Source organism: Streptomyces sp. NPDC020983 (assembly GCF_044333485.1).
Classification (GTDB): domain Bacteria; phylum Actinomycetota; class Actinomycetes; order Streptomycetales; family Streptomycetaceae; genus Actinacidiphila.
In genome coordinates this window covers 22,073-47,109 of the sequence record NZ_JBIRRA010000012.1, presented here as the reverse complement: position 1 = coordinate 47,109, position 25,037 = coordinate 22,073, and the positions used below count along the sequence as shown (strand labels likewise).

The following is a 25,037-nucleotide window of genomic DNA, read 5'->3' as shown; positions in this document are numbered from 1 at the left end:
GCATAGGTGCAGCCAAGAGTGTGACTGTCTTGTTATGCCGATCCAAAACTCTTGAGCTTCTCTTGAGATTCGGCGGGACTTTTCGTACATAGCCCATTTGCCACCGAGGCGCGTAGAGAGTGAAAACCGCACTTCCCGTGCGGGGCGGCACCTCCCGGGGCGCCGCCGGTCAGCGGCGGGACCTCCGCGGCGCGGCGCCGCGGCTCCCGCGGGGCGCCCGGACGCGCCCGGGAATGTTTATTGCGCGCGCGTTACGCAGCGTTAATTGCAGTCGACGGGCAAATATCCGGCCGGGGCGGCACCGGCCGTAAAACCGCGCCCCCACCGGGTGCCGGCGGTGGGGGCGCGGAAGAAGTCAGGAGCTATTTCGAGTTCACCCATTACGCGGCGGTAGCTCATCGACACCGATGTGGTGGACCCGGACCATATTGGTGGTGCCGGGCATCCCGGGCGGCGAGCCCGCCGTGATGATCACGACGTCGCCCTTCTTGCACCGGCCGATCCGCAGCAGCTCCTCGTCGACCTGCCGCACCATCTCGTCGGTCGTCTGCACCATCGGGCCGAGGAAGGTCTCCACGCCCCACGTCAGGGTGAGCTGCGAGCGGGTGGACTGCTCCGGGGTGAAGGCCAGCACCGGGATCGGCGAGCGGTAGCGGGACAGCCGGCGCACCGTGTCGCCGGACTGCGTGAAGGCGACCAGGAAGCGGGCGTCCAGGAAGTCGCCCATCTCGGCGGCGGCCCTGGCCACCGCGCCGCCCTGGGTGCGCGGCTTGGAGGAGTCGGCGAGCGGTGCGAGCCCGGCCGTGAGCATGTCCTCCTCGGCCGCCCGGACGATCCGCGCCATCGTCTTGACGGTCGCGATCGGGTACTTGCCGACACTGGTCTCGCCGGACAGCATGACGGCGTCGGTGCCGTCCATCACCGCGTTGGCCACGTCGCTGGCCTCGGCGCGCGTCGGGCGCGAGTTGTCGATCATCGAGTCCAGCATCTGGGTGGCGACGATGACCGGCTTGGCGTTCCGGCGGGCGAGCGCGACCGCGCGCTTCTGCACCAGCGGCACCGCCTCCAGCGGCATCTCGACCCCCAGGTCGCCGCGGGCGACCATGATGCCGTCGAAGGCGTCCACGATCTCTTCGAGGTTGTCGACCGCCTGCGGCTTCTCGATCTTGGCGATCACCGGGACCCGGCGGCCCTCCTCGGCCATCACCCGCAGGACGTCGTCGACGTCCCGGCCGCTGCGCACGAAGGACAGCGCGACGACGTCCGCGCCGGTGCGCAGCGCCCACCGCAGGTCGCGGACGTCCTTGTCGGACAGGGCGGGCACGGACACCGCGACGCCCGGCAGGTTGAGGCCCTTGTTGTCGGAGACGAGACCGCCCTCGATGCACATGGTGTGCACCCGCGGCCCCTCGACGTCCGTCACCTCCAGGGTGACCCGGCCGTCGTCGACGAGGATCCGCTCGCCGCGCGCCACGTCGGCCGGCAGGCCCTTGTACGTGGTGCCGCAGATCTGCTGGTCGCCCTCGATGTCGTCGGCGGTGATGGTGAACATGTCGCCGCGTTCAAGCAGTACGGGACCCTCCGCGAAACGGCCGAGCCTGATCTTCGGGCCCTGAAGGTCCACCAGGATGCCGACGCTGCGGCCGATCTCGTCGGACGCCTTGCGCACCCGGCGGTAGCGGTCCTCGTGCTCGGCGTAGCTTCCATGGCTCAGGTTGAGACGTGCCACGTCCATTCCGGCCTCGACCAGTGCCTTGATCTGGTCGTAGGAGTCAGTGGCAGGTCCCAGGGTGCAGACAATTTTGGCTCGGCGCATGTGTCGAGCGTATGACTTACCGGTTGGTAGTCGCTGCCTCTACGGGCAACTGCCCAACGACGCCTGGATTAACGGCCGTTGACAACTCCCGAAGTGTGCACGTGTCCGCTCGGATGAGCACCCCGGCACGGTCGACGGCAGTAGTTAACCTGCAAGGCCTGTTGCTCCGGCCTGTCGCTGGTCCACAATCTACGCGCGTCGTGCCTCAGCACCCGCGTACCGTCAAGGAGAACGAGATGCCGCTCAACCGCAGGGACTTCATCAACCGCTCGGCCGCCACGGGTGCCGGTGTCGCGCTCGCGGGCGCCGTCGCCGCCGCCCCCGCGCAGGCGGCGGAGGCCGGCGAGGGCGACGGCAAGGGCCGGCAGAAGACCTTCGCCCTGCGGGTCCTCGGCACCACCGACCTGCACGGCCACGCCCTGAACTGGGACTACTTCACCGACGCCGAGTACGACGACGCCGCCCACAACGACGTCGGCCTCGCCAAGATCGCCACCCTCGTCGAGCAGGCCCGCGCCGAGAAGGGCCACGACCGCACGCTGCTGATCGACGCGGGCGACATCATCCAGGGCACCCAGCTGTCGTACTACTACGCCCGCGTCGAGCCCATCACCGGCGCGAGCACGGGCCCGCAGCACCCGATGGCGCTGGCCATGAACCACATGAAGTACGACGCCGCGGCGCTCGGCAACCACGAGTTCAACTACGGCATCCCGCTGCTGCGCGCCTTCCAGGAGCAGTGCGACTTCCCGCTGCTGGCCGCCAACGCCGTGGACGCCACGACGCTCAGGCCCGCCTTCCCGCCCTACCTGGTCAAGGAGCTGAAGGTGCCCGGCCTGCCGCCGGTCAAGGTCGGCGTCCTCGGTCTGACCAACCCCGGCATCGCGGTGTGGGACAAGGCCAACGTGCAGGGCCGGATGGCCTTCCCCGGCCTGGTGGAGCAGGCGAAGGTGTACGTCCCCAGGCTGCGCGCCCTCGGCTGCGACGTGGTGATCTGCACCGACCACTCGGGCCTGGACGGCGGCACCACGTACGGCGACGCCGTCCCCTACCCGGAGAACGCGTCCTCGCAGGTCGCCGCGCAGGTGCCGGGTATCGACGCGATCCTCGTCGGCCACACCCACGTCGAGCGCCCGCAGACCCTCGTCGTCAACGAGGAGACCGGCAGGACGGTCGTGCTGTCCGAGCCGCTGTACTGGGGCATGCGGCTGTCGGTGTTCGACATCGACCTCGCCTTCGAGCACGGCCGCTGGCACGTCACCTCGGTCACCGCCGAGGTGCGCAACGCCAACACCGTCGCCGAGGACCCGCAGGTGGCGCAGCTCGTCCGGGGCGAGCACCAGAAGGTCGTGGACTACGTCAACCAGATCATCGGCACCTGCTCGGTGGCGATGTCCGCGGCGGAGTCCACGTACAAGGACACGCCGATCATCGACTTCATCAACCTCGTGCAGGCCGACACCGTCAGGGCCGCGCTGGCCGGCACCGAGTACGCCGGCCTGCCGGTGCTCTCCGAGGCCTCGCCCTTCTCCCGCACCGCCGCCATCCCGGCCGGCCAGGTCTCGCTGCGCGACGTCGCGGGCCTGTACGTCTACGAGAACACCCTGGACGCCAAGATCCTCACCGGCGCCCAGGTCAAGGACTACCTGGAGTGGTCCGCGGCGTACTTCGTGCAGACCGCGCCGGACGCGCCCGTCGACCCGGCGAAGCTCACCAACGCCAACAACACGCCCGACTTCAGCTACGACGTGCTCAGCGGACTGTCGTACGACATCGACATCTCCCGGCCCGCGGGCTCGCGGATCGTGAACCTCACCGCGGGCGGGCAGCCGGTCGACCCGGCCGCGCAGTTCGTGCTCGCCGTCAACAACTACCGCTCCAGCGGCGGCAGCAACTACCCGCACGTCGCCGCGGCGACGTCGGTGTGGTCCGACTCCGACGAGATCCGCAACACCATCATCGCGTGGGTCCGGGCGCACGGCGGCATCGACCCGGCGTCCTTCCCCGCCGACCGGTGGCGGCTCACCCGCGCCGGAGTGCCGGTGTTCGCATAGCCGCCTCCGCCCCGGCGGCCCCCGTCCCGGCGCGAGTCGCGGGGTCGCCGAGGCCGAAGGTGGTGAAGGCGGTCCTGGCCGGCAGCGGGTAGTGCTCCGCGCCGGCCAGCAGCGCCGTCAGGTCGTTGAGGATCACCGCCGAGCGCCACGCGGCCAGACCCAGGTCGGGCGCGCCGACCCCGTGCGTGTGGCGCTCGGCGTTCTGCACGTAGATCCGGCCCGTCACCGAACGGTCCAGTTCCAGCCGGTGCCCGGCGTCCACCCGCGGCCGGCCCGCGGCGTCACGCAGCAGCCGGTCCTCCAGCGGGGCGAGCAGCTGGTCGAGCGGGCGCTCCCGGTAACCGGTGGCCAGCACCACGGCGTTGGTCACCAGCCGGCTGCGGGTGCCCTGCTCGGCGTGCTCCAGGTGCAGCTCGATCGCGGTCGTGCCGATCCGCCCCGCCGTGCGCACGCTCACCCCGGGCGTGAGCACCGCGTCCGGCCAGCCGCCGTCGAGGGTGCGGCGGTACAGCTCGTCGTGGATCGCGGTGATCGTCCCGGTGTCGATGCCCTTGTGCAGCTGCCACTGCCGCGGCAGCAGCCCGTCGCGCACCTGCTCGGGCAGGCCGTGGAAGTAGCGCGTGTAGTCCGGGGTGAAGTGCTCCAGGCCGAGCCGGCTGTACTCCATCGGTGCGAAGGCCGGCGTACGGGCCAGCCAGGTGATCGCCTCCCGGCCGGCCGGCCGCGACCGCAGCAGGTCGAGGAAGACCTCGGCGCCGGACTGCCCCGAGCCGATCACCGTGACGTGCTCGGCCGCGAGCAGCCGCTCGCGCTGCGGCAGGTACTCCGCCGAATGCACGACGGGCACGTTCGGCGCCTGCGCGAGCGGCCGCAGCGGCTCGGGGACGTACGGGGCGGTACCGACGCCGATCACCAGGTGCCGGGCGTACGTGCGGCCCAGCGCCTCGGCCTCGCCGTGCGCGTCGAGCTGCGTGTGGTCGACCTCGAAGCGCGCGTGCCCCGGATCCCAGCGGACGGTGTCGACCTGCTGGCCGAAGTGCGTGGACGGCAGCGCGTCGGCGACCCAGCGGCAGTAGGCGTCGTACTCGGCACGGTGGATGTGGAAGCGCTCGGCGAAATAGAAGGGGAAGAGCCGCTCACGGGACCTGAGGTAGTTCAGGAACGACCAGCGGCTCGCCGGGTCGACGAGCGTCACCAGGTCGGCGAGGAAGGGCACTTGCAGCGTGGCCCCGTCCACCAGCAGGCCGGGGTGCCAGTGGAAGGCCTGCCGCTGGTCGTAGAAGGCGGCGGCCAGGCCCGGGACGGCGTCGGCGAGGGCGGCGAGCGAGAGGTTGAAGGGCCCGACGCCGATCCCGAGCAGGTCGAAGGGCTCGGGCTCCTGCTCGGGGCCCGGGGCAGGGGCGGGGGCCGGGGCAGGGGCGGGGGCCGCGGCGGGGGCCGCGGCGGGGGCCGCGGCGGCGTACGGGAGCCGGTCCGGCGCGGGCGGGGCGGAGGCGGCGGGCCCGGGGGGCGCGGCGAGGTGCGGGCCGGGGGCGGACTGGGGTTCCGCGTGCTGCGGGGTCGGGGCGTTCATCGGGCTGGACCTTCCTTCCGTGGAGCCGCGCCCGGCGTTCAGGACCGCTCCTGCGTCTGCCGGGCGCGCGCGTCGGTCACCAGGCGGAGCAGGGCGTCCAGGTCCTGCGGGCGGATGTGCGGGTTGAGCAGGGTCACCTTGAGCCACAGCCGGCCGTCCGCGGCCGCGCGGCCGAGCACCGCCCGACCCCCGTACATCAGCTCCCGGCGCAGCGCCGCCACCTGCTCGTCGTCGGCGCCTTCGGGGCGGAAGAGGACGGTGCTGATCGTCGGCTGCGCGTACAGCACCAGGCCGGGATGGCGCTCCACCGCGGCGGCGAACTGCCGGGCGTGCCCGCACACCGCGTCGACCAGGGAGGCGACGCCCTCCCGCCCCAGCGCCCGCAGGGTGACGGCGATCTTCAGCACGTCCGGGCGGCGGGTGGTGCGCAGCGAACGCCCCAGCAGGTCGGGCATGCCGGCCGCGGTGTCGTCGGCGGCGTTCAGGTAATCGGCCTGGTGGCCGAGCGGGCGCAGCGCGGCCCCGTCCGGTACGGCCAGCAGGCCCGCGGCGACCGGCTGCCACCCCAGCTTGTGCAGGTCCAGGGTCACCGAGACCGCCGACTGGAGCCCGTCGAGCTTGCCCGCCTCGTGCCGGCTGAAGAGCAGCGGGCCGCCGTAGGCCGCGTCGACGTGCAGCTCCGCGCCGTGCCGCGCCGCGGTCCGGGCGAGCTGCGGGAGGGGGTCGATCGCGCCGGTGTCCGTCGTCCCCGCCGTCGCCACCAGCAGCGCGCGGCCCGGCAGCTCGTCGAGAGCCGCGTCCACCGCCGCGGGATCCAGCACGCCCGCCGGCGTGTCCACGGCGATCGGCTTCGGCATGCCCAGCAGCCAGGCCGCCCGCTGCACGCTGTGGTGCGCGTTCGCCCCGCACACCACCTGCACCCGCGGGCCCCCCGCCGCCCGCTCCCGGGCCAGCAGCAGGGCCAGCTGGTTCGACTCCGTCCCCCCGGTCGTCATGAGCGCGTCCGGCGCGGGCAGATCCGGGTACACCAGCGCGGCCAGCGCCGCCGCCGCCCTCGTCTCCATCTCCGTCGCCGCGGGCGCCTGGTCCCACGAGTCCAGCGACGGGTTCAGCGCGGCCGCCCCCAGCTCCGCCGCCGCCGCCACGGCGAGCGGCGGGCAGTGCAGATGGGCGGCGCAGAACGCGTCCGCCGGGTCCGCCGCGCCGCGGGCCAGCTCCCGGACGAGCGTGTGCAGCGCCTCGTGCTCGCCCGTGCCGTTCCCCGGCAGGGGCCGCCCCATCGCCCCCGCGACCCGCCGCGCCGTCTCCTCCGGCCCCCCGGCGGGCACCGGTCCCCCGCGCGCCGCGGCCCCCTGCTCCAACGCGGCCAGCACCGTCTCCACCAGCGGCCGCAGCTCCGCGGCCCCGTGCCGGCCGCCGGCCAGCGCGGGCATCTCCATCTCGACCCGTCCTCTCGTCCTACGAGCCCAACGAGTCACTGCGTGCGGCGGTACGGGGTTCTTGCGCCGGGGTGCGGGGGGCGGTGGCCCGCGGCTCGACGGCGGTGGGGGCTGCTCGCGCCGTTCCCCGCGCCCCTGGGGGGGTGCCACTTGCGGTGGGGGTTCGCCTTTCGCCCGGTGGTGGGTTGCTCGCGCAGTTCCTCGCGCCCCTGAGGGGGTGCCACTTGCGGTGGCGGTTCGCCGTTCTGCCGGTGGTGGGTTGCTCGCGCAGTTCCTCGCGCCCCTGGGTTGCACGGCGGGGCATGGCGCGTCCTGTGCGGGGGTGGGGTCGGGTGCCACTCCGGGGGTACCTCCTCGGAATGCGCGTCTGACGTCATGACGTAGGCATTGAGGGAGAGGGTGCGCATTCCTGCGGGGGCACCCCCGGATCGTCCCCCTCCCGGGCCGGTATGGCGGCTGCCTGCCGGTGGGGGTGAAGTCCTTGAGGGACTGCGGTTCGCCCCCGACGGCGAAGCACCCCCACGAGAAGGCCGTCAGCCGACATCCATCCCGCACGGGTGGTGGGGGTGGGAACACCCCGCGCCGCCAGGCGCGGGAAACCCCCCGCGGAGGGCAAGCCGCCCACGCACCCCAGGCGGCCACCGCCCTGAAGCGGCGCGCCGCCAGGCGCGGGAAACCCCCACGGCGGGTCAGCCGCCCACGCACGCCGGGCGGGCACCGCCCGAGCGCGGCGCCGCCAGGCGCGGGCACCCCCCCCCGCGGCGGGACACCCGCCCACGCACCCCAAGCGGGCACCGCCCGAAGCGGCACCGCCAGGCGCGGGCACCCCCGCGGCGGGACACCCGCCCACGCACCCCAAGCGGGCACCGCCCGAAGCAGCGCCGCGGCGGGGGCTAGTGCGCGGCTCCGCGGACACGGAGGGTGCGGGCCAGGTCGTCGAGCCGGTCGGACAGCGAGCGGGCCAGTGCCGGGGTGAGCCCCGCGGAGCGAAGGCACGTGCGGCCGAGCTCCAGCGTCTCCGCCGAGATCGCCGTGGAGGGGAAGGCCGTCTTCCCCGCCTCCGAGGCGATCGCCGTGCCGCGGCGCGCGGCGAGCGGCGGGGCGTCGGCGAAGTAGCGGGCCACGTAGCCCGCGGTCAGGGCGGTGTGCTCGGGCTGCCAGAAGCCCTGCGCGTGGGCCGCGAAGAGGTAGTTCGAGAGCGTGTCGTCGGTGAACATCGCCTCCCATGCGGCTGCCTTGGCCTCGGCGGAGGGGAGGGCGGCGCGGCAGCGGGCGGCGCCCTCGAGGCCTGTCGCGCTCGGGTCGGCGGCCTGTTCCGCGTCGATCTCGGCGGCGGACGCCGCCCCGAGCACGGTCAGCCGCAGCAGCGTCCGCCAGCGCAGCTCGGGGTCGAGCGGGGCGCCGCCGGGGATCTCGCCGTCCTCGTACCAGCGGCGCAGCTCCGCCACGGACTCTTTGTCGCAGGCGCAGTCGACCAGCGTGCGGGTCGCGGTCAGGCGCGTGCCGTCCAGGCCGGAGGCGAGGAGTTGCCGGGCGAGCGTGCCGAGCGTGCGCAGCGCCCCGGGGCGGGCGTCCGGGGTGAGGTACCGGTCGGCGACCAGGGTGCGGGCGAAGGTGAGGACGGCCTCGACGATCGCGGGCTCCGTCTCCCCCGGCAGGTGCGCGGCGGCCAGGGCGAGGTAGTCCGCGGGCGGCAGGCCGCCGTCGCGTACGAGTGTGCGTGCGGCGTTCCAGGCGACGGCCCGCCCGAGCGGGTCGGGCAGCCCGCCGAGGGTTTCGCGCAGTGTCTCCCACGACTGCGGGTCGAAGTGGATCTTGGTGTACGTGAGGTCGCCGTCGTTGAGCAGGATGAGGTCGGGCCGCGGCCCGGACAGGTCGTGGTGCTCGCCGGCCGGCCCGGGGGCGACGTCCACCGTGAGGCGCTCGCGCAGCACCAGCCTGCCCGGGTCGGCGACCGCCCGGTCGTACAGCCCGACGCCGATGCGGTGCGGGCGGGTGCCGCGGTGCCGGATCTCCAGCCGCCAGTGGCCCTCGGGCGCGCCGGTCGGGGTGTCGGGGGTGAGGGTGTCGACACCGGAGGTGCGCAGCCAGGCCGCGGCCCACGCCGGGACGTCGCGGTCGGTCGCGCTGCCGAGGGAGTCGATGAAGTCGGCGAGGTCGGCGTTGCCGAAGCGGTGCCGGGCGAAGTGCGTGTTGAGCCCGGCGGTGAAGGCCTTGGGGCCGAGCCAGGCGACGAGCTGCCGCAGCGCGGAGGCGCCCTTGGCGTAGGAGATGCCGTCGAAGTTGTTGAGCGCGGACGCGGTGTCGGGCACGTCCGCCGGGTCGGGCGCGACCGGGTGCGTGGAGGGCCGCTGGTCGGCGTCGTAGCCCCATGCCTTGCGGGCGACGGCGAAGTCCGTCCACGTGCCGGTGAAGGAGGTCGCCTCGGAGAGCACCTGGAAGCCCATGTACTCGGCGAAGGACTCGTTCAGCCAGATGTCGTCCCACCAGCGCAGCGTGACGAGGTCGCCGAACCACATGTGCGCCATCTCGTGCGCGATCACCACCGCGCGGAACTGCTCCTCGGCGGGGGTGACGGCCGAGCGCGGGAGATACGCCTCGCGGAAGGTGACGAGCCCGGGGTTCTCCATCGCGCCCGCGTTGAACTCCGGCACGAAGGCCTGGTCGTAGGAGTCGTAGGGGTACGGCTCGTCGAACAGCTCGTGGTAGCGGTCGAAGCAGCGCCGGGTGATCCCGAACAGCGCGGCCGCGTCCCGGTCGAGGTGCTCGGCGAGCGAGCGGCGGCAGTGCAGGCCGAACGGCAGCCCCGCGTGCTCGGTGCGCACCGAGTGCCACGGTCCGGCGGCGACCGCGACGAAGTACGTCGCGAGCGGCGGGGTCGTGGCGAGCTGCCAGCGGCCGGGCGCGGTACGGGTCGCGATGCCGTTGCCGAGCACCGTCCACTCCGGCGGGGCGGTCACGGCGACGTCGAAGACCGCCTTGAGGTCCGGCTGGTCGAAGGACGCGGCGACGCGCTGCATGTCGTTCATGAACAGCTGGCTGTGGACGTACGCCTCGCCGTCGGCGGGGTCGGTGAAGCGGTGCAGGCCCTCGCCGGTGCGCGAGTACGGCATGTCCGCCTCGACCGTCAGCTCGTGCGCGCCGGCGGCCAGGCCCGTCAGCGGCAGCCGGTTGCCGTCCAGCAGGGCCGGGTCGAGCTCCCGGCCGTCGAGCACGACGCGGCGCAGGGCGGCGGGGCGGATCTCGGCGAAGGTGTCGCAGGCGTGCCGGGCCTCGAACCGGATCACGGCCGTGGAGCCGAACACCTCGTCCCCGCGGGTGAGGTCGAGGTCGAGCGCGTAGGCGTGGACGGTCAGGTCGCGGGCACGGGTCTCGGCCTCGGCGTGGGTCAGAACAGGCATGCGGCTCATGCTGCCCTACCGGGCCGGCGCCCGGTAAGCGCCGCGGTGCTCCGGCGCGTACGCTCGTCGGCGTAGGGGGAGGTGGCCATGGCCGGGTACGCCGAGGAGACGCAGCAGGGCACGGGGGGCGGGCCGATCGCGCACGGCTTCCCGCACCTGGACACCGTACGGACCGCGCTGACCGCGCTCCACCGGCGGCTCTCCGGGGACGGCGTACGGCGCTTCGCCGCCAGCGTGCACCCCGAACTCGCCGCGTTCCCCGCGGAGGAGGACCTCTACCTCGGCGTGCAGCGCGTCGCGAAGGTGATGGTGCAGCACTTCCGGCTGCCGGACGCGCGGATGGTCGTGAGCTTCCGCGACATGGTCCACGCCGGGAACGTCGAGCTGGCCGCCGGGCCCGAGTACTTCATCGAGCTGCACGCCCGCTTCAAGGCCGACCGGCGGGACGTGGCCGCGGCCCTCGCACACGAGGTCATGCACGTCTACCTGCACCGGCTCGGGCTCTCGCTGCCCGGCACCCGCGACAACGAGATCCTCACGGACACCGCTGCCACGTACCTCGGGGCGGGGTGGCTGCTGCTCGACGCGTACCGCGAGGACGCGGCGGTCGTCGGCGACCGGGTCACGCGGGCCGCGTACAAGCTGGGCTATCTCACGCCGGAGGAGTTCGGCTACGTCCTCGCCAAGCGGGGCGCGGCCTTCGCGGAGGACCCCGAGCCGTGGTTCCGCTCCCCGCAGGCCGTCGACGCCTACCGCGCGGGCCGCGACCGCCACATCGCGGACCTTCGCGCGGCCCCCGCCGCCGCCGCGGGCTGGACCGCCCGCCGCCGCTACACCCGCGACCGCCGCGCCCTGGCCTCCGGCCCGGGGTACGCCTTCTCCTCCGACTCCTCCGGCGTCAGGGTCTCCTTCCCCTGCCCCCACTGCTTCCAGCGCCTGCGCCTGCCCTGCCGGGGGCGGGTGCGGGCGAGGTGCACGCTCTGCGGGGCGGAGCTGGCGCTCGACACGTGAGCTCGCGCGTCACGGCTCGGCGCGCCGGTGGACAGGGCCCACCCGTGTGCGCCGGGCCGAGACAGCACACAGCGCCCACCTCCGTGGTCGGGGAGGGGTGGGCGCTGTGGTGTTACTGCACCGCACGTCGTTGTGCGGGACAGGCGGGGACCGTCAGACGGTCAGGGGCCGGTCCGTGGGACGGATCGGGGCGGGGAGGGCCGAGGGGAGGCCGGTCAGGTAGGCGTCGACCGCCTTCGCGGCGGAGCGGCCCTCGGCGATGGCCCAGACGATGAGCGACTGGCCGCGGCCGGCGTCCCCGGCGACGAAGACGCCGTCGACGTTGGTCGCGTAGTCCTTGTCGCGGGCGATGTTGCCGCGCGCGTCCAGGGCCAGGCCGAGCTGCTCGACCAGGCCGTTGGCCTGGTCGGTGCCGGTGAAGCCCATCGCGAGGGTGACGAGATCGGCCGGGATGACCTTCTCGGTGCCCTCCTGGGGGACGAACCTGCCGTCCTGGAAGACGACCTCGACGAGGTGCAGCTCGCGGACGTGGCCCTGCTCGTCGCCGGTGAACCGCACCGTGTTGACCGAGTAGACGCGCTCGCCGCCCTCCTCGTGCGCGGAGGTGACCTTGTAGACGGCCGGCATCGTCGGCCAGGGCTGGCCGGCGGGGCGGTCGTCGGAGGGACGCGGCATGATCTCCAGCTGGGTGACCGACAGCGCGCCCTGGCGGTGGGCGGTGCCCACGCAGTCCGCGCCGGTGTCGCCGCCGCCGATGACCACGACGTGCTTGCCCTCGGCGGTGATGGGGGACGTCACGAAGTCGCCCTCCTGCACCTTGTTGGCCAGCGGCAGGTACTCCATCGCGAAGTGCACGCCGTCCAGCTCGCGGCCCTCGACGGGCAGGTCGCGGGAGACGGTGGCGCCGGCCGCGATGACGACGGCGTCGTAGCGCTTGGCGAGCTTCGCGGCGTCCAGGTCGGTGCCGATCTGCACACCGGTGCGGAACTTGGTGCCCTCCGCGCGCATCTGCTCGATGCGGCGGTTGATGTGCCGCTTCTCCATCTTGAACTCGGGGATGCCGTAGCGCAGCAGCCCGCCGATGCGGTCGGCCCGCTCGTACACCGCGACGGTGTGCCCGGCGCGGGTGAGCTGCTGGGCGGCGGCCAGGCCCGCCGGGCCCGAGCCGATGACGGCGACGGTCTTGCCGGACAGCCGCTCGGGCGGCTGCGGGCGCACGTCACCGGCGTCCCAGGCCTTGTCGATGATGGTGACTTCGACGTTCTTGATGGTGACGGCCGGCTGGTTGATGCCGAGCACGCACGCCGACTCGCAGGGCGCCGGGCACAGCCGCCCGGTGAACTCCGGGAAGTTGTTGGTGGCGTGCAGCCGCTCGGAGGCGGCCTGCCAGTCCTCGCGGTAGGCGTAGTCGTTCCACTCGGGGATGAGGTTCCCGAGCGGGCAGCCGTTGTGGCAGAACGGGATGCCGCAGTCCATGCAGCGGCCGGCCTGCTTGGTGATGATCGGCAGCAGCCCGCCGGGGACGTAGACCTCGTTCCAGTCCTGCTTGCGCTCCTCGACCGGACGGGTGGGCGCGCCCTCGCGGCCGGTGGTGAGGAAGCCCTTGGGGTCAGCCATTTGCCGCCTCCATCATCTTCGCGGTGGTCTCGGACTCGGAGAGTCCGGCCTGCTCGGCGGCGTTCTTGGCGGCGAGCACTGCCTTGTAGTCCCTCGGCATGACCTTGCCGAAGCGGGTGAGGGCGCCGCCCCAGTCGGCGAGCAGCCGCTCGGCGACCGTGGAGCCGGTCTCCTCTGCGTGGCGGCGCACCACGTCGTGCAGCCACGTGATGTCGTCGGCGTCCAGCGACTCGACCTCGACCATGCCGCGGTTGACGGCAGCCGGGTCCAGGTCCAGGACGTAGGCGATACCGCCGGACATGCCGGCCGCGAAGTTCCGCCCGGTCGGGCCGAGGACGACGGCCCGGCCGCCGGTCATGTACTCGCAGCCGTGGTCGCCCACGCCCTCGGAGACGACGGTGGCGCCGGAGTTGCGGACGCAGAAGCGCTCACCGGTGCGGCCGCGCAGGAACAGCTCGCCGGCGGTGGCGCCGTAGGCGATGGTGTTGCCCGCGATGGTGCTGTACTCGGCGAGGTGGTCGGCGCCGCGGTCGGGCCGGACCACGACCCGGCCGCCGGACAGGCCCTTGCCGACGTAGTCGTTGGCGTCGCCCTCCAGCCGCAGGGTGATGCCCTTGGGCAGGAACGCGCCGAAGGACTGGCCCGCGGAGCCGGTGAAGGTGATGTCGATGGTGCCCTCGGGCAGGCCCGCGCCGCCGTACCGCTTCGTCACCTCGTGGCCGAGCATGGTGCCGACCGTGCGGTTGACGTTGCGGATGGCGACCTGGGCGCGGACCGGGGCGCCGCTGTCCAGGGCGTCGGCGGCGAGCCGGATCAGCTCGTTGTCGAGCGCCTTGGCCAGGCCGTGGTCCTGCTCGGTGATGCGGTGCCGGACGGCGCCCGCGGGCAGGTCCGGGACGTGCAGCAGCGGGGCGAGGTCCAGGCCCTGGGCCTTCCAGTGGTCCACGGCACGGCCGGCGTCGATGACCTCGGCGTGGCCGACGGCCTCCTCGATGCTGCGGAAGCCCAGCTCGGCGAGCAGCTCGCGGACCTCCTCGGCGATGAACTCGAAGAAGTTGACCACGAATTCCGGCTTGCCGGAGAAGCGGTCGCGCAGCACCGGGTTCTGCGTGGCGACACCCACCGGGCAGGTGTCCAGGTGGCACACCCGCATCATGACGCAGCCGGACACGACCAGCGGCGCGGTGGCGAAGCCGAACTCCTCGGCACCGAGCAGCGCGGCGATGACGACGTCGCGGCCGGTCTTGAGCTGGCCGTCCGTCTGCACGACGATGCGGTCGCGCAGCCCGTTGAGCAGCAGCGTCTGCTGCGTCTCGGCCAGTCCCAGCTCCCAGGGGCCGCCCGCGTGCTTGAGCGAGGTGAGCGGCGAGGCGCCGGTGCCGCCGTCGTGGCCGGAGATCAGCACCACGTCGGCGTGCGCCTTGCTGACGCCCGCGGCGACGGTGCCGACACCGACCTCGGAGACCAGCTTGACGTGGATGCGCGCCTTCGGGTTGGCGTTCTTCAGGTCGTGGATGAGCTGGGCGAGGTCCTCGATGGAGTAGATGTCGTGGTGCGGCGGCGGGGAGATCAGGCCGACACCGGGGGTGGAGTGCCGGGTGCTGGCGACCCACGGGTAGACCTTGTGGCCGGGCAGCTGGCCGCCCTCGCCGGGCTTGGCGCCCTGGGCCATCTTGATCTGGATGTCGTCCGCGTTGACCAGGTACTCCGAGGTGACGCCGAAGCGGCCGGAGGCGACCTGCTTGATGGCGCTGCGCCGGGCCGGGTCGTACAGCCGGTCCGGGTCCTCGCCGCCCTCGCCGGTGTTGGACTTGCCGCCGAGCTGGTTCATCGCGATGGCGAGCGTCTCGTGCGCCTCGCGGGAGATCGAGCCGTACGACATGGCGCCGGTGGAGAAGCGCTTGACGATCTCGGAGACCGGCTCGACCTCGTCCAGCGGCACGGGCTGCCGGTCGGAGGACAGGCCGAACAGGCCGCGCAGCGTCATGAGGCGCTCGGACTGCTCGTTCACCCGCTCGGTGTACTGCTTGAAGATGTCGTAGCGCCGGGTGCGGGTGGCGTGCTGGAGCCGGAAGACCGTCTCGGGGTCGAACAGGTGCGGCTCGCCCTCGCGGCGCCACTGGTACTCGCCGCCGATCTCCAGCCGGCGGTGCGCGGCCCGCACGCCGGAGACCGGGTAGGCCTTCGCGTGCCGGGCGGCGACCTCGGCGGCGACGACGTCGATGCCCGCGCCGCCGATCTTGGTGTCGGTGAGGTGGAAGTAGGTGTCCACGAAGTCGCTGTCCAGGCCCACGGCCTCGAAGACCTGGGCACCGCGGTACGAGGCCACGGTGGAGATGCCCATCTTGGACATGACCTTCAGCACGCCCTTGCCGAGCGCCTTGATGAGGTTCCTGATCGCGGCCTCGGCCTCGATGCCGTTCAGGAAGGTGCCCGCGGCGACCAGGTCCTCGACGGACTCCATCGCCAGGTACGGGTTGACGGCGGCGGCGCCGTAGCCGATCAGCAGCGCCACGTGGTGGACCTCGCGGACGTCGCCGGCCTCGACCAGCACGCCGACCTGGGTGCGCTGCTTGGTGCGGATCAGGTGGTGGTGCACCGCGGAGGTGAGCAGCAGCGAGGGGATCGGGGCGTGCTCGGCGTCGGAGTGCCGGTCGGACAGCACGATGAGCCTGGCGCCGTCCTCGATCGCCGCGTCGGCCTCGGCGCAGATCTCGGCGAGCCGGGCGGCCAGCGCCTCGCCGCCGCCCGCGACCCGGTAGAGACCGGAGAGCGTGGCCGCCTTCATGCCGGGCATGTCGCCGTCGGCGTTGACGTGGATGAGCTTGGCCAGCTCGTCGTTGTCGATGACCGGGAAGGGCAGCGTGATGTTGCGGCAGGAGGCCGGGCTGGGCTCCAGCAGGTTGCCGGACGGGCCGATCGTGGAGATCAGCGAGGTGACCAGCTCTTCCCGGATCGCGTCCAGCGGCGGGTTGGTGACCTGCGCGAAGAGCTGGGTGAAGTAGTCGAAGAGCAGCCGCGGGCGGTCGGACAGCGCCGCGATCGGCGTGTCGGTGCCCATCGAGCCGATCGGCTCGGCGCCGGTGCGCGCCATGGGCGCGAGCAGGACGCGCAGCTCCTCCTCGGTGTAGCCGAAGGTCTGCTGGCGGCGGGTGACCGAGGCGTGGGTGTGCACGATGTGCTCGCGCTCGGGCAGGTCGGCCAGGTTGATCAGGCCGGCGTCCAGCCAGTCGGCGTACGGGTTCTGCGCGGCCATCTCGGCCTTGATCTCGTCGTCCTCGACGATACGGTGCGTGACCGTGTCGACCAGGAACATCCGGCCCGGCTGGAGCCGGCCCTTGCGCACGATGCGGGAGGGCTCGATGTCCAGCACACCGGACTCGGAGGCGAGCACGACCAGGCCGTCGTCGGTGACCCAGTAGCGGCCGGGGCGCAGACCGTTGCGGTCCAGGACCGCGCCGACGACCGAGCCGTCGGAGAAGGCGACGCACGCCGGGCCGTCCCAGGGCTCCATCAGCGTGGAGTGGTACTGGTAGAACGCCCGCCGCGCGGGGTCCATCGACTCGTGGTTCTCCCACGCCTCGGGGATCATCATGAGCACGCTGTGCGGCAGCGAGCGGCCGCCGAGGTGCAGCAGCTCCAGGACCTCGTCGAAGGACGCGGTGTCGGAGGCGCCGGGCGTACAGACCGGGAAGATCCGCTCCAGGTCCCCGGTGAACAGCTCGCTGGCGAGCTGCGACTCGCGGGCGCGCATCCAGTTGCGGTTGCCCTTGACGGTGTTGATCTCGCCGTTGTGCGCCACGAAGCGGTACGGGTGGGCGAGCGGCCAGCTCGGGAAGGTGTTCGTGGAGAAGCGCGAGTGCACCAGCGCGATGGCGGTGGCGGTGCGCCGGTCCGACAGGTCCGGGAAGAACGGCTCCAGCTGCCCGGTGGTGAGCATGCCCTTGTAGACGAGGGTGCGCGCGGACAGCGACGGGAAGTAGACCTCGGCCTCGCGCTCGGCGCGCTTGCGCAGCACGAAGGCGGGCCGGTCCAGCTCGATGCCGGACTTCGCGGCGCCGTCGGCGTCGGCCACGAAGAGCTGGGAGAAGAACGGCATGGTGGCGCGGGCGCTGGCGCCCAGCATGTCCGGGGCGACCGGGACCTCGCGCCAGCCGAGGACGGTCAGGCCCTCCTCGGCGGCGATGCGCTCGATGGCGTCGACGGCCTTGGTGCGGTCGTCCGGCTCGACGGGCAGGAAGGCCAGGCCGACCGCGTAGTGCCCGGCGGCGGGCAGGTCGAAGCCGGCGGCGTCGCGCAGGAACGCGTCAGGGACCTGGAGCAGGATGCCCGCGCCGTCGCCCGTGTCGGGCTCGGCACCGGTGGCACCGCGGTGCTCCAGGTTGCGCAGGACGGTGAGGGCCTGCTCCACGAGGGCATGGCTGGCCTCGCCGGTGAGGGTCGCCACGAAGCCGACACCGCAGGCGTCGTGCTCGTTGCGGGGGTCGTACATCCCCTGCGGGGCGGGGTGCCCGTCCATGAACGCGGAACGCGAACGCATGGCTCTCCCGTCGTCGTCATTGGCTTGAAAGCATCGCCTGTCTCCAGGCATGCGCAACAGGGACGACGTTGGCCCTCTGCGATTTCGTGCAGGTTACATGATGGCCGAGTGTTCGAGAACCGGATACTCGGTTTCACCATGTGGACGTACTGAGGGGCTGGAGCGGCCGTATCGGGCCGTCCTCGTACCGCGGGGATCACCGACGATGCCGAGGGGTGCCCTGGCTGCCCTGCCGGTTGGGTTACCCAGTGATGCCCCGTGCGGCGGTGACTGAAACGGCCACGAAACACAAGGCTTGTACGGATGTGCCCGCGGACGGTATTCGGTCAGCCGACGGCGGTGCCGATCAGGCTCCCCAGTACGAAGGTAACTCCACCGGCCGCCGCACCCAAGACGAGCTGCCGCAGACCGCTGTACCACCACGACCGCGCCGTGACGCGCGCCACGGCCGCGCCGCATCCGAACAGCCCGGCGAGCGCCAGCAGCACCGAGGGCCACAGGGCGGTCGCGCCCAGCAGGTAGGGCAGCACGGGCAGCAGCGCGCCCAGCGCGAAGGACACGAACGACGAGGACGCGGCCACCAGCGGCGACGGCAGGTCGCCCGGGTCCACGCCCAGCTCCTCGCGGGCGTGGATCTCCAGGGCCTGCTCGGGGTCCTTCGACAGCTGGCGGGCCACCTCGTGGGCCAGCTCCGGCTCCACCCCGCGCGCCACGTACAGCGCGGCCAGCTCGCGCAGCTCGTCCTCGGGGTGACGGTCCAGCTCGATGCGCTCGACGGCCAGCTCGGCCTCGACCAGCTCGCGCTGCGAGGCCACCGAGGTGTACTCGCCGGCGGCCATGGAGAAGGCGCCGGCCGCGAGCCCTGCCAGGCCCGTCACGACGATGGTGCGCGAACTCACGTCGCCGCCGGCCACACCGGTCATCAGCGCGAGGTTCGACACCAGGCCGTCCATCGCCCCGAAGACCGCGGGCCGCAGCCAGCCGCCGGACACGTCACGGTGCGTGTGGTGGGGTACGTGGTAGGGCGCGGACGGGGTGGCGGCGTCCTCGACGGCTGCGCTGGTCATACGGTCCACCCCTCCCCTGCACGGCCGCACGGCCGCAGAAACCGGAAACAGGTTCGACCGTACCTGGGGCAGCCTTCCCCCGCCAGCAAGGAAAGGCTGCCCTGACCTGCGAAAACTAGCCGGCGACGGGCTTACCCGCAGGCTCCGCCGCGTCCTCTTCCGCCTGCTCGGGGGCACCGTCCGCGGCTTCCGCGCCGGCGTCGGCGGGGCCGGCCCCGGGGGCGTCCCCGGCAGCCTCCGGCTCGCCCTCGGCCCCGTCCGCCGGGTCCGCGGCGGCCGGGGTCCCGTCACCCGCGACGCTGGCGGCGTCCGGCTCCACGGCCTCCTCGCGCCCGGGGCGCAGCCTGCTCGACACGACGAAATAGGCCACGGCGGCGACGAAGACGACGATCGCCGTCCAGTCGTTGAGACGCATGCCCAGAATGCGGTGCGCGTAGTCGACGCGCATGTGCTCGATCCAGAACCGCCCCACCGTGTACGCGGCCACGTACAGCGCGAACGCCCGGCCGTGCCCGAGCTTGAAGCGGCGGTCGGCCCAGATCACCAGCAGCGCGACACCGACGCACCACAGCGACTCGTACAGGAAGGTCGGGTGGTACGTGGCCAGGTCCGGCGTGGCGTCCGGCCGGTGCGCCGCGTCGATCTTCAGCCCCCACGGGAGCGTGGTGGGCCTGCCGTACAGCTCCTGGTTGAACCAGTTCCCCCAGCGGCCCGCCGCCTGCGCGAGGGCGATGCCCGGCGCGATCGCGTCGGCGTAGGCCGGCAGCGCGATACCGCGGCGGCGGCAGCCGATCCAGGCGCCCAGCGCGCCCATCGCGATGGCGCCCCAGATGCCCAGGCCGCCCTGCCACACCTTGAAGGCGTCGACCCAGTCCTTGCCGTCGGTGAAGTACAGCTCGTAATCGGTGATCACGTGGTAGAGCCGGCCGCCGACGAGGCCGAAGGGCACCGCCCACACGGCGATGTCGGCGACCGTGCCGACCTTGCCGCCGCGGGCGATCCAGCGCTTGTTGCCGTACCAGACGGCGATGAAGACGCCGATGATGATGCAGAAGGCGTAGCCGCGCAGCGGGACCGGTCCGAGGTGGACGACACCGTGCGAGGGGCTGGGGATGAATGCGAGTTCCATGGCAATGTCCGACGCTACCGTGCCGGACGCGTACACGGCAGCCCACCCGGCTACGTCTGGATAACGGCCGGGCGCGCAGCGTCGTGGCCCGGCGGCTCCGCGTGACCGCCGGTACGGACCGGCGGAGCCCCGGGGCGGCTCAGGGCGACGGGCTCACGCTCGCCGTCGGGCTCGCCGGTGCGGCCGTCGCCGTGCCGGCCGGCTTGCCCTTGTTGGCGTCCGCGACCATCTGCCGGAGGCTGTCCGGGGTGAGGGCCTGGCCGCCGCCGTAGATGCTCTTCCCGTTCAGCAGCACCGTCGGGGTGGCGTTGAACCCGGATTTCCCGAAGGCCTCGTTGGACTTGCGCACCCAGTTGTCGTGCGTGCCGTCGTTCACACAGTCCGTGAACGCGGCCGTCCTCAGGCCGGGCACCTTGCCGGCCAGGGTGAGCAGGGTGTTCTTGTCGCCGAAGGCGTCGTCCTGCTCGTCGGGCTGGTTGGCGTACAGGACGTCGTGGTAGGCGCGGAACTTCCCGGCGTCCTGGGCGCAGGCGGCGGCGTTGGCGGCGTTCAGCGAGCCGTCGCCGCCGAGATTGCCGTCGATGAGCGTCACCAGGTGGTACTCGGTGCGCAGCTGCCCGGCGTCCTCCAGCGCGTGGACGGTGGGCGTGAACTGCTTCTCGAAGACGTCGCAGGCCGGGCAGCGGAAGTCCTCGTAGATGGTCAGCACCGAGGGCGCGTCCGCCGCGCCGACCGGGATGACCAGGCTGCCGTCACCGGTGGCGCCGCTGGGCGCGGCGGCCGGGGTGCCGGGGATGGCGCCGCTGCCGGAACCGTGGTTGGTGGCCACCACGCCGACCACCGCCCCGACGCCCAGTACGGCCGCCACCACGGCCACGGCGATCAGGGTCCGCTTGCGCCGCTGCCGGGCCTGCTCCCGGGCACGCTGCTCGCGCAGGGCCTCGCGGGCGCTGCGCTTTCCGTCTCGATTGCGTTCACTCACGCCCAGCGCAACGGTGGGGGGAGGCGCCCAGCGCCTCCCCCCACCGTTTTTCGCCCGCGGGAGTGACGAAAACCGCTCCCCCGGGTGATCGTCAGCCCCGCTTGCGTACGCCCTCGGCCAGTTCGGCGGCCAGCGCGCGGACCCCGGCGAGCCCGGCGGCCAGGTCGTCGCCGGCGTCCAGCATCCGCTTGACGAAGGCCGAGCCGACGATGACGCCGTCGGCGAAGCCCGCGACCTCGGCGGCCTGCGCGGCGTTCGACACCCCGAGGCCGACGCACACCGGCAGACCGGTCGTGGCGCGGGTGCGCCGCACCAGGTCGGCCGCCTGCTCGCCGACGCTCGCCCGGGTGCCGGTCACGCCCATGAGCGAGGCCGCGTAGACGAAGCCGGAGCCCGCCGCGGTGATCCGCGCGAGCCGTTCGTCGCGGCTGGAGGGCGCGACGACGAAGACCGTCCCGAGACCGTGCTCGGCGGCCGCCTTCCGCCACGTCCCGGACTCCTCGACCGGCAGGTCGGGCAGGATGCACCCGGCGCCGCCCGCCTCGGCCAGCTCCGCCGCGAAGCGCTCGGCGCCGTAGCGGTCGACGGGGTTCCAGTACGTCATGACCAGCACCGGCTTGCCGGTGGCCGCGTGCGCCTCGCGCACGGTGCGCAGCACGTCGGCGATGCGCACGCCGCCGCGCAGCGCGATGTCGTCGGCGGTCTGGATGACCGGGCCGTCCAGCACCGGGTCGCTGTGCGGCAGCCCGACCTCGACGATGTCGGCGCCGCCGTCGAAGGCCGCCTTGACCGCCTCGATGCCGCCGTCGACGGTCGGGAAGCCCGCCGGGAGGTACGCGATCAGCGCGGCGCGGTTCTCGGCCCTGGCGTCCGCGAGCGTTCTGTCCAGCAGTTCGATCGTGCCGCTCACTTGGCCGCCCCCTCAGCACCGTCGGTGTCGTACAGCCCGAAGTAGCGGGCCGCGGTGTCCATGTCCTTGTCGCCGCGTCCGGAGAGGTTGACCAGCAGCAGGGCCTCCGGGCCCAGTTCGCGGCCCAGCTCCAGCGCGCCCGCCAGCGCGTGCGCGCTCTCGATGGCCGGGATGATGCCCTCGGTGCGCGACAGCAGGCGCAGCGCCTGCATGGCCGCGTCGTCGGTCACCGCGCGGTACTCGGCCCGGCCGCTGTCCTTGAGGAAGGCGTGCTCGGGGCCGACGCCCGGGTAGTCGAGCCCGGCCGAGATCGAGTACGGCTCGGTGATCTGGCCCTCGTCGTCCTGGAGCACGTACGAACGCGAGCCGTGCAGGATGCCGGGCTCGCCCGCGGTCAGTGTCGCCGCGTGCTCGCCGGTCGCCACACCGTGGCCGGCCGGCTCGCAGCCGACCAGCCGGACGTCCGCGTCCGGCAGGAAGGCGTGGAAGAGGCCCATCGCGTTGGAGCCGCCGCCGACGCACGCGACCGCCGCGTCGGGCAGCCGCCCGGTGCGCTCCAGCAGCTGGCGGCGGGCCTCGACGCCGATGACCCGGTGGAAGTCGCGCACCAGCGCCGGGAAGGGGTGCGGGCCGGCGACCGTACCGAAGAGGTAGTGGGTGCGGTCGACGTTGGCGACCCAGTCCCGGAAGGCCTCGTTGATGGCGTCCTTGAGCGTGCGGCTGCCCGAGGTGACCGAGACCACCTCGGCGCCGAGCATGCGCATCCGCGCCACGTTCAGGGCCTGCCGCCGGGTGTCGACCTCGCCCATGTAGATCGTGCACTCCAGGCCGAAGAGCGCGCACGCGGTGGCCGTGGCCACACCGTGCTGCCCCGCTCCGGTCTCGGCGATGACGCGGGTCTTGCCCATCCGCCGGGTGAGCAGGGCCTGGCCCAGCACGTTGTTGATCTTGTGGGAGCCGGTGTGGTTCAGGTCCTCGCGCTTGAGGAAGACCCGGGCGCCGCCCGCCTCGGCGCCGAACCGCGGCACCTCGGTGAGCGCGCTCGGGCGGCCGGTGTAGTTGGCCTGGAGCTCGTTCAGCTCGGCGGCGAAGGCGGGGTCCGCCTTCGCCTTCTCGTACTCGGCGGCGACCTCGTCCACGGCGGCGACGAGCGCCTCCGGGATGAACTTGCCGCCGAACGCGCCGAAGTAGCCCTCGGCGCTGGGGGTGCTGCCCTCCGGGTCGGGGAGGAAGAAGTCGTGCTCTGCTGGCATGGGTGTCCCCTGGTCAGGTGTACGTACGCGCCGCGCGCGGGCTTCCTGCCCGCGGGGCGCGGTGAACGGGCCGTACGCGTACGGCGTGGCTGCTCACGCGGCTGAGCCGCGGCGCCATCGCCTGCCGTTCACCTGACCGGGTTCGCACCCGATGACGTACCGCACGCGCCGCCCCAGCACCCGGCGCGCCGGCGCCCGGCACCCCCGGGGCCGGCATCCGCGCGCCAGCCGTACGTCCAATGACATGAGAGGCACTTTACCGTGCCGGGCGCGCCCTATGGAGCGCTGCCCGCCTCCTGCCGGCGAGCGGGCTCCCGGGGGCGGGGTCAGTCGCGGCCCGGCCGGAGGGCCGGGTGGGCGCCGGCGGCGACGAGGTCGGCGACCGCGGTGCGGGGGTCGCGGCCGGTGACGAGGGACTCGCCCACGAGCACCGCGTCGGCCCCGTCGTTGGCGTAGGCGATGAGGTCGTGGGGCCCGCGGACCCCGGATTCCGCGATCTTCACGATGTGGTCGGGGATCTCGGGCGCGATGCGCCCGAAGTTCCCGCGGTCGACCTGGAGGGTCTTGAGGTCGCGCGCGTTGACGCCGATGACGCGCGCGCCGGCGTCGACCGCCCGCGCGACCTCCTCCTCGTCGTGCACCTCGACGATCGGGGTGAGGCCGATCGACTCCGCGCGCTCGATGAGCGAGACCAGCGCCGGCTGGTCGAGGGCCGCCACGATGAGCAGCGCGAGGTCCGCCCCGTAGGCGCGGGCCTCCCACAGCTGGTAGGCGGTGACGATGAAGTCCTTGCGCAGGACGGGGATGTCGACCTTGGAGCGGACCGCCTCCAGGTCGGCGAGGGAGCCGCCGAAGCGGCGCTGCTCGGTGAGGACGCTGATGACGGCCGCGCCGCCCGCCTCGTAGTCGGCGGCGAGGCCCGCGGGATCGGCGATCGCGGCGAGCGCGCCCTTGGACGGGCTGGAGCGCTTGACCTCGCAGATGACCTTCACGGCGTCGCCGCGGAGCGCCGCGACACCGTCCTTGGCGTCACGGGCCTTGGCGGCGCGCTCCTTGAGCTCGTCGAGGGACACGCGAGCCTGCCGCTCGGCGAGGTCGGCACGGACTCCGTCGATGATCTCGTCGAGCACACTCACGCGACAGCTCCCTTTCGGCCGGCCGTACAGCGAAACGATCAGGCCAGTGGCGGTGACCCCCGGCTCAGTCGATGGTATCGGGCAGGTGCCCGGCAGCCCGCATCCGGTGATCCGCGGTCCCACCACCTGGACAATCTTGCCCCGGCAGGCTCCCGCTCAGGGCGCGAGCGCCGCCCCGAAGGGCAGGTTCCGCACGACGGTGAAGGCCAGCAGCAGCCCGCACAGGGCGTAGAGCGCGGCGGGCGGCAGGGCGGGGTCGAAGCGGCGCCCCCGCAGCGTGCGCGTGAACCACAGCGTCCAGACGACGGCGAGGACGGCGTATCCCGCGACGGCGGCGGCGTTGCAGCCCAGGGCGGTGCCGAGGTGCCCGCGGGCGAGCGCGTGGGCGCCGCGCAGGCCGCCGCAGCCGGGGCAGTACAGGCCCGTGTAGTGCAGCAGCGGGCACACGGGGTAGTGGCCCGGCTGGTTCGGGTCGACGGCGGCGACGTAGCCGAAGGCGGCGACGACGGCGCCGAGCACACCGAGCGGCACGGCGATCCCGCCCCGCGCGGGGGCGGGAGCGGGGGCGGCGGCTGCGGCACGGCTCACCCTCCCGATCCTGCCCTCCGCCCCGCCGGCCGGCACCGCGAGAGCCCCGCACGGGTGACGCGGCACCCGCGCCCCCGGGGGCCGCCCCGCGGCGCGCCGGCGCCCGGACAACACGGCGGCGCAGCACGCGCGCCCCGCGAGGGGGCGGACGGCTGCGCCGGACGAGGGGTGGGGCGGGGCCCCGGCGGGTCAGGCGCCGGCGGCGGCCTTCTCGCGCTCGGTCACTGCCGCCGGGACGGTGACCTGGGACGTGCGGCCCATGCCCATGGACTTCATGATGCCGCCGACCAGGGGGCCGAGGAGGACCACGCCCATGCTGATCCAGAACGGGACCGGGTCCGCGGCCACGATGAACACGCCGGCCGCGCAGAAGCCGACGAAGGAGATGATCACGCCGGTCCAGGCGGCCGGGGTGTGTCCGTGGTCGTAGTGGGCCGCCATGAAGAACTCCCTGATGCTCGCACTCGGGGGCGACCTTCGCCTCCTGCTCCGCCCCCCATTGTTGCGCGTACCGGGGGCGG

The 25,037-nt window shown here is 73.3% G+C and carries 17 protein-coding genes; 2 read left to right on the top strand and 15 right to left on the bottom strand.

The features are described 5' to 3' along the window. Positions 1-373: 373 nt before the first annotated feature. Entirely contained in the window at positions 374-1,816 is a 1,443-nt protein-coding gene (gene pyk / locus ACH4SE_RS25700; protein WP_398545828.1) for a pyruvate kinase, read from the bottom strand. Between the two features lie 236 nt (positions 1,817-2,052). Here pyk and ACH4SE_RS25695 point away from each other — a divergent pair, with 236 nt between their 5' ends. Next, complete coding sequence (locus ACH4SE_RS25695; RefSeq protein ID WP_398545992.1) at positions 2,053-3,870, top strand: bifunctional metallophosphatase/5'-nucleotidase; 1,818 nt, start codon at positions 2,053-2,055, stop codon at positions 3,868-3,870. Here ACH4SE_RS25695 and ACH4SE_RS25690 read toward each other — a convergent pair. The 3 genes from ACH4SE_RS25690 to pepN form a co-directional block, all read right to left on the bottom strand. Next, the gene (locus ACH4SE_RS25690) at positions 3,839-5,443 is read right to left on the bottom strand and encodes a lysine N(6)-hydroxylase/L-ornithine N(5)-oxygenase family protein (RefSeq protein WP_398545827.1); all 1,605 of its coding nucleotides are present in this window, start codon (positions 5,441-5,443) and stop codon (positions 3,839-3,841) included. The two genes, ACH4SE_RS25695 and ACH4SE_RS25690, sit on opposite strands and share 32 nt — an antisense overlap. Before the next feature lie 38 nt (positions 5,444-5,481). Continuing rightward, positions 5,482-6,882, bottom strand: coding sequence for a pyridoxal phosphate-dependent decarboxylase family protein (locus ACH4SE_RS25685; RefSeq protein WP_398545826.1), 1,401 nt, complete (start codon positions 6,880-6,882; stop codon positions 5,482-5,484). An 893-nt stretch (positions 6,883-7,775) separates the two neighbouring features. Continuing rightward, complete coding sequence (gene pepN / locus ACH4SE_RS25680; protein WP_398545825.1) at positions 7,776-10,283, bottom strand: aminopeptidase N; 2,508 nt, start codon at positions 10,281-10,283, stop codon at positions 7,776-7,778. 87 nt (positions 10,284-10,370) lie between these two features. On the opposite strand from pepN, the gene ACH4SE_RS25675 reads away from it, so the two are divergent. Then, the gene (locus ACH4SE_RS25675; RefSeq protein WP_398545824.1) at positions 10,371-11,294 is read left to right on the top strand and encodes a hypothetical protein; all 924 of its coding nucleotides are present in this window, start codon (positions 10,371-10,373) and stop codon (positions 11,292-11,294) included. 153 nt (positions 11,295-11,447) lie between these two features. On the opposite strand, the gene ACH4SE_RS25670 is transcribed toward ACH4SE_RS25675, so the two are convergent. The 11 genes from ACH4SE_RS25670 to ACH4SE_RS25620 form a co-directional block, all read right to left on the bottom strand. After that, complete coding sequence (locus tag ACH4SE_RS25670) at positions 11,448-12,911, bottom strand: glutamate synthase subunit beta (RefSeq protein WP_398545823.1); 1,464 nt, start codon at positions 12,909-12,911, stop codon at positions 11,448-11,450. Next, the gene (gltB, locus tag ACH4SE_RS25665) at positions 12,904-17,451 is read right to left on the bottom strand and encodes a glutamate synthase large subunit (protein ID WP_398545822.1); all 4,548 of its coding nucleotides are present in this window, start codon (positions 17,449-17,451) and stop codon (positions 12,904-12,906) included. The genes ACH4SE_RS25670 and gltB overlap by 8 nt, the downstream gene beginning before the upstream one ends. A 326-nt stretch (positions 17,452-17,777) precedes the next feature. Next, positions 17,778-18,518, bottom strand: coding sequence for a VIT1/CCC1 transporter family protein (locus ACH4SE_RS25660; protein WP_398545821.1), 741 nt, complete (start codon positions 18,516-18,518; stop codon positions 17,778-17,780). 115 nt (positions 18,519-18,633) lie between these two features. After that, positions 18,634-19,647, bottom strand: a complete 1,014-nt coding sequence (gene lgt / locus ACH4SE_RS25655; RefSeq protein ID WP_398545820.1) for a prolipoprotein diacylglyceryl transferase — start codon at positions 19,645-19,647, stop codon at positions 18,634-18,636. A 139-nt stretch (positions 19,648-19,786) separates the two neighbouring features. Next, positions 19,787-20,629: a DsbA family protein gene (locus ACH4SE_RS25650; RefSeq protein ID WP_398545819.1), complete on the bottom strand. Its 843-nt coding sequence runs from the start codon at positions 20,627-20,629 to the stop codon at positions 19,787-19,789. A gap of 91 nt (positions 20,630-20,720) precedes the next feature. Further along, positions 20,721-21,539 carry a tryptophan synthase subunit alpha gene (gene trpA / locus ACH4SE_RS25645; RefSeq protein WP_398545818.1) on the bottom strand — a complete coding sequence of 273 codons (819 nt, stop codon included), beginning with the start codon at positions 21,537-21,539 and terminating at the stop codon, positions 20,721-20,723. Continuing rightward, complete coding sequence (gene trpB, locus ACH4SE_RS25640) at positions 21,536-22,792, bottom strand: tryptophan synthase subunit beta (RefSeq protein WP_398545817.1); 1,257 nt, start codon at positions 22,790-22,792, stop codon at positions 21,536-21,538. The genes trpA and trpB overlap by 4 nt, the downstream gene beginning before the upstream one ends. 93 nt (positions 22,793-22,885) lie before the next feature. Next, positions 22,886-23,071, bottom strand: coding sequence for a tryptophan biosynthesis modulator TrpM (gene trpM, locus ACH4SE_RS25635; RefSeq protein WP_398545991.1), 186 nt, complete (start codon positions 23,069-23,071; stop codon positions 22,886-22,888). 47 nt (positions 23,072-23,118) lie between these two features. Beyond that, a complete protein-coding gene (gene trpC / locus ACH4SE_RS25630) occupies positions 23,119-23,928 on the bottom strand; it encodes an indole-3-glycerol phosphate synthase TrpC (RefSeq protein WP_398545816.1) in 810 nt (269 codons plus the stop codon). A gap of 156 nt (positions 23,929-24,084) precedes the next feature. Then, entirely contained in the window at positions 24,085-24,516 is a 432-nt protein-coding gene (locus ACH4SE_RS25625) for a DUF2752 domain-containing protein (protein WP_398545815.1), read from the bottom strand. Positions 24,517-24,705: 189 nt separating this feature from the next. Continuing rightward, positions 24,706-24,957 (bottom strand): HGxxPAAW family protein, encoded by a 252-nt coding sequence (locus ACH4SE_RS25620; protein ID WP_398545814.1) that lies wholly within the window; start codon positions 24,955-24,957, stop codon positions 24,706-24,708. Between the last annotated feature and the right edge of the window lie 80 nt (positions 24,958-25,037).

Coding starts and splice junctions, on each gene's coding strand:
- pyk (WP_398545828.1), bottom strand. CDS start 1,816: ATGCGCCGAGCCAAAATTGTCTGCACCCTGGGACCTGCCACTGACTCC.
- pepN (WP_398545825.1), bottom strand. CDS start 10,283: ATGCCTGTTCTGACCCACGCCGAGGCCGAGACCCGTGCCCGCGACCTG.
- gltB (WP_398545822.1), bottom strand. CDS start 17,451: ATGCGTTCGCGTTCCGCGTTCATGGACGGGCACCCCGCCCCGCAGGGG.
- ACH4SE_RS25670 (WP_398545823.1), bottom strand. CDS start 12,911: ATGGCTGACCCCAAGGGCTTCCTCACCACCGGCCGCGAGGGCGCGCCC.
- ACH4SE_RS25620 (WP_398545814.1), bottom strand. CDS start 24,957: ATGGCGGCCCACTACGACCACGGACACACCCCGGCCGCCTGGACCGGC.
- ACH4SE_RS25695 (WP_398545992.1), top strand. CDS start 2,053: ATGCCGCTCAACCGCAGGGACTTCATCAACCGCTCGGCCGCCACGGGT.
- ACH4SE_RS25660 (WP_398545821.1), bottom strand. CDS start 18,518: ATGACCAGCGCAGCCGTCGAGGACGCCGCCACCCCGTCCGCGCCCTAC.
- trpB (WP_398545817.1), bottom strand. CDS start 22,792: ATGCCAGCAGAGCACGACTTCTTCCTCCCCGACCCGGAGGGCAGCACC.
- lgt (WP_398545820.1), bottom strand. CDS start 19,647: ATGGAACTCGCATTCATCCCCAGCCCCTCGCACGGTGTCGTCCACCTC.
- ACH4SE_RS25690 (WP_398545827.1), bottom strand. CDS start 5,443: ATGAACGCCCCGACCCCGCAGCACGCGGAACCCCAGTCCGCCCCCGGC.
- ACH4SE_RS25675 (WP_398545824.1), top strand. CDS start 10,371: ATGGCCGGGTACGCCGAGGAGACGCAGCAGGGCACGGGGGGCGGGCCG.
- ACH4SE_RS25685 (WP_398545826.1), bottom strand. CDS start 6,882: ATGGAGATGCCCGCGCTGGCCGGCGGCCGGCACGGGGCCGCGGAGCTG.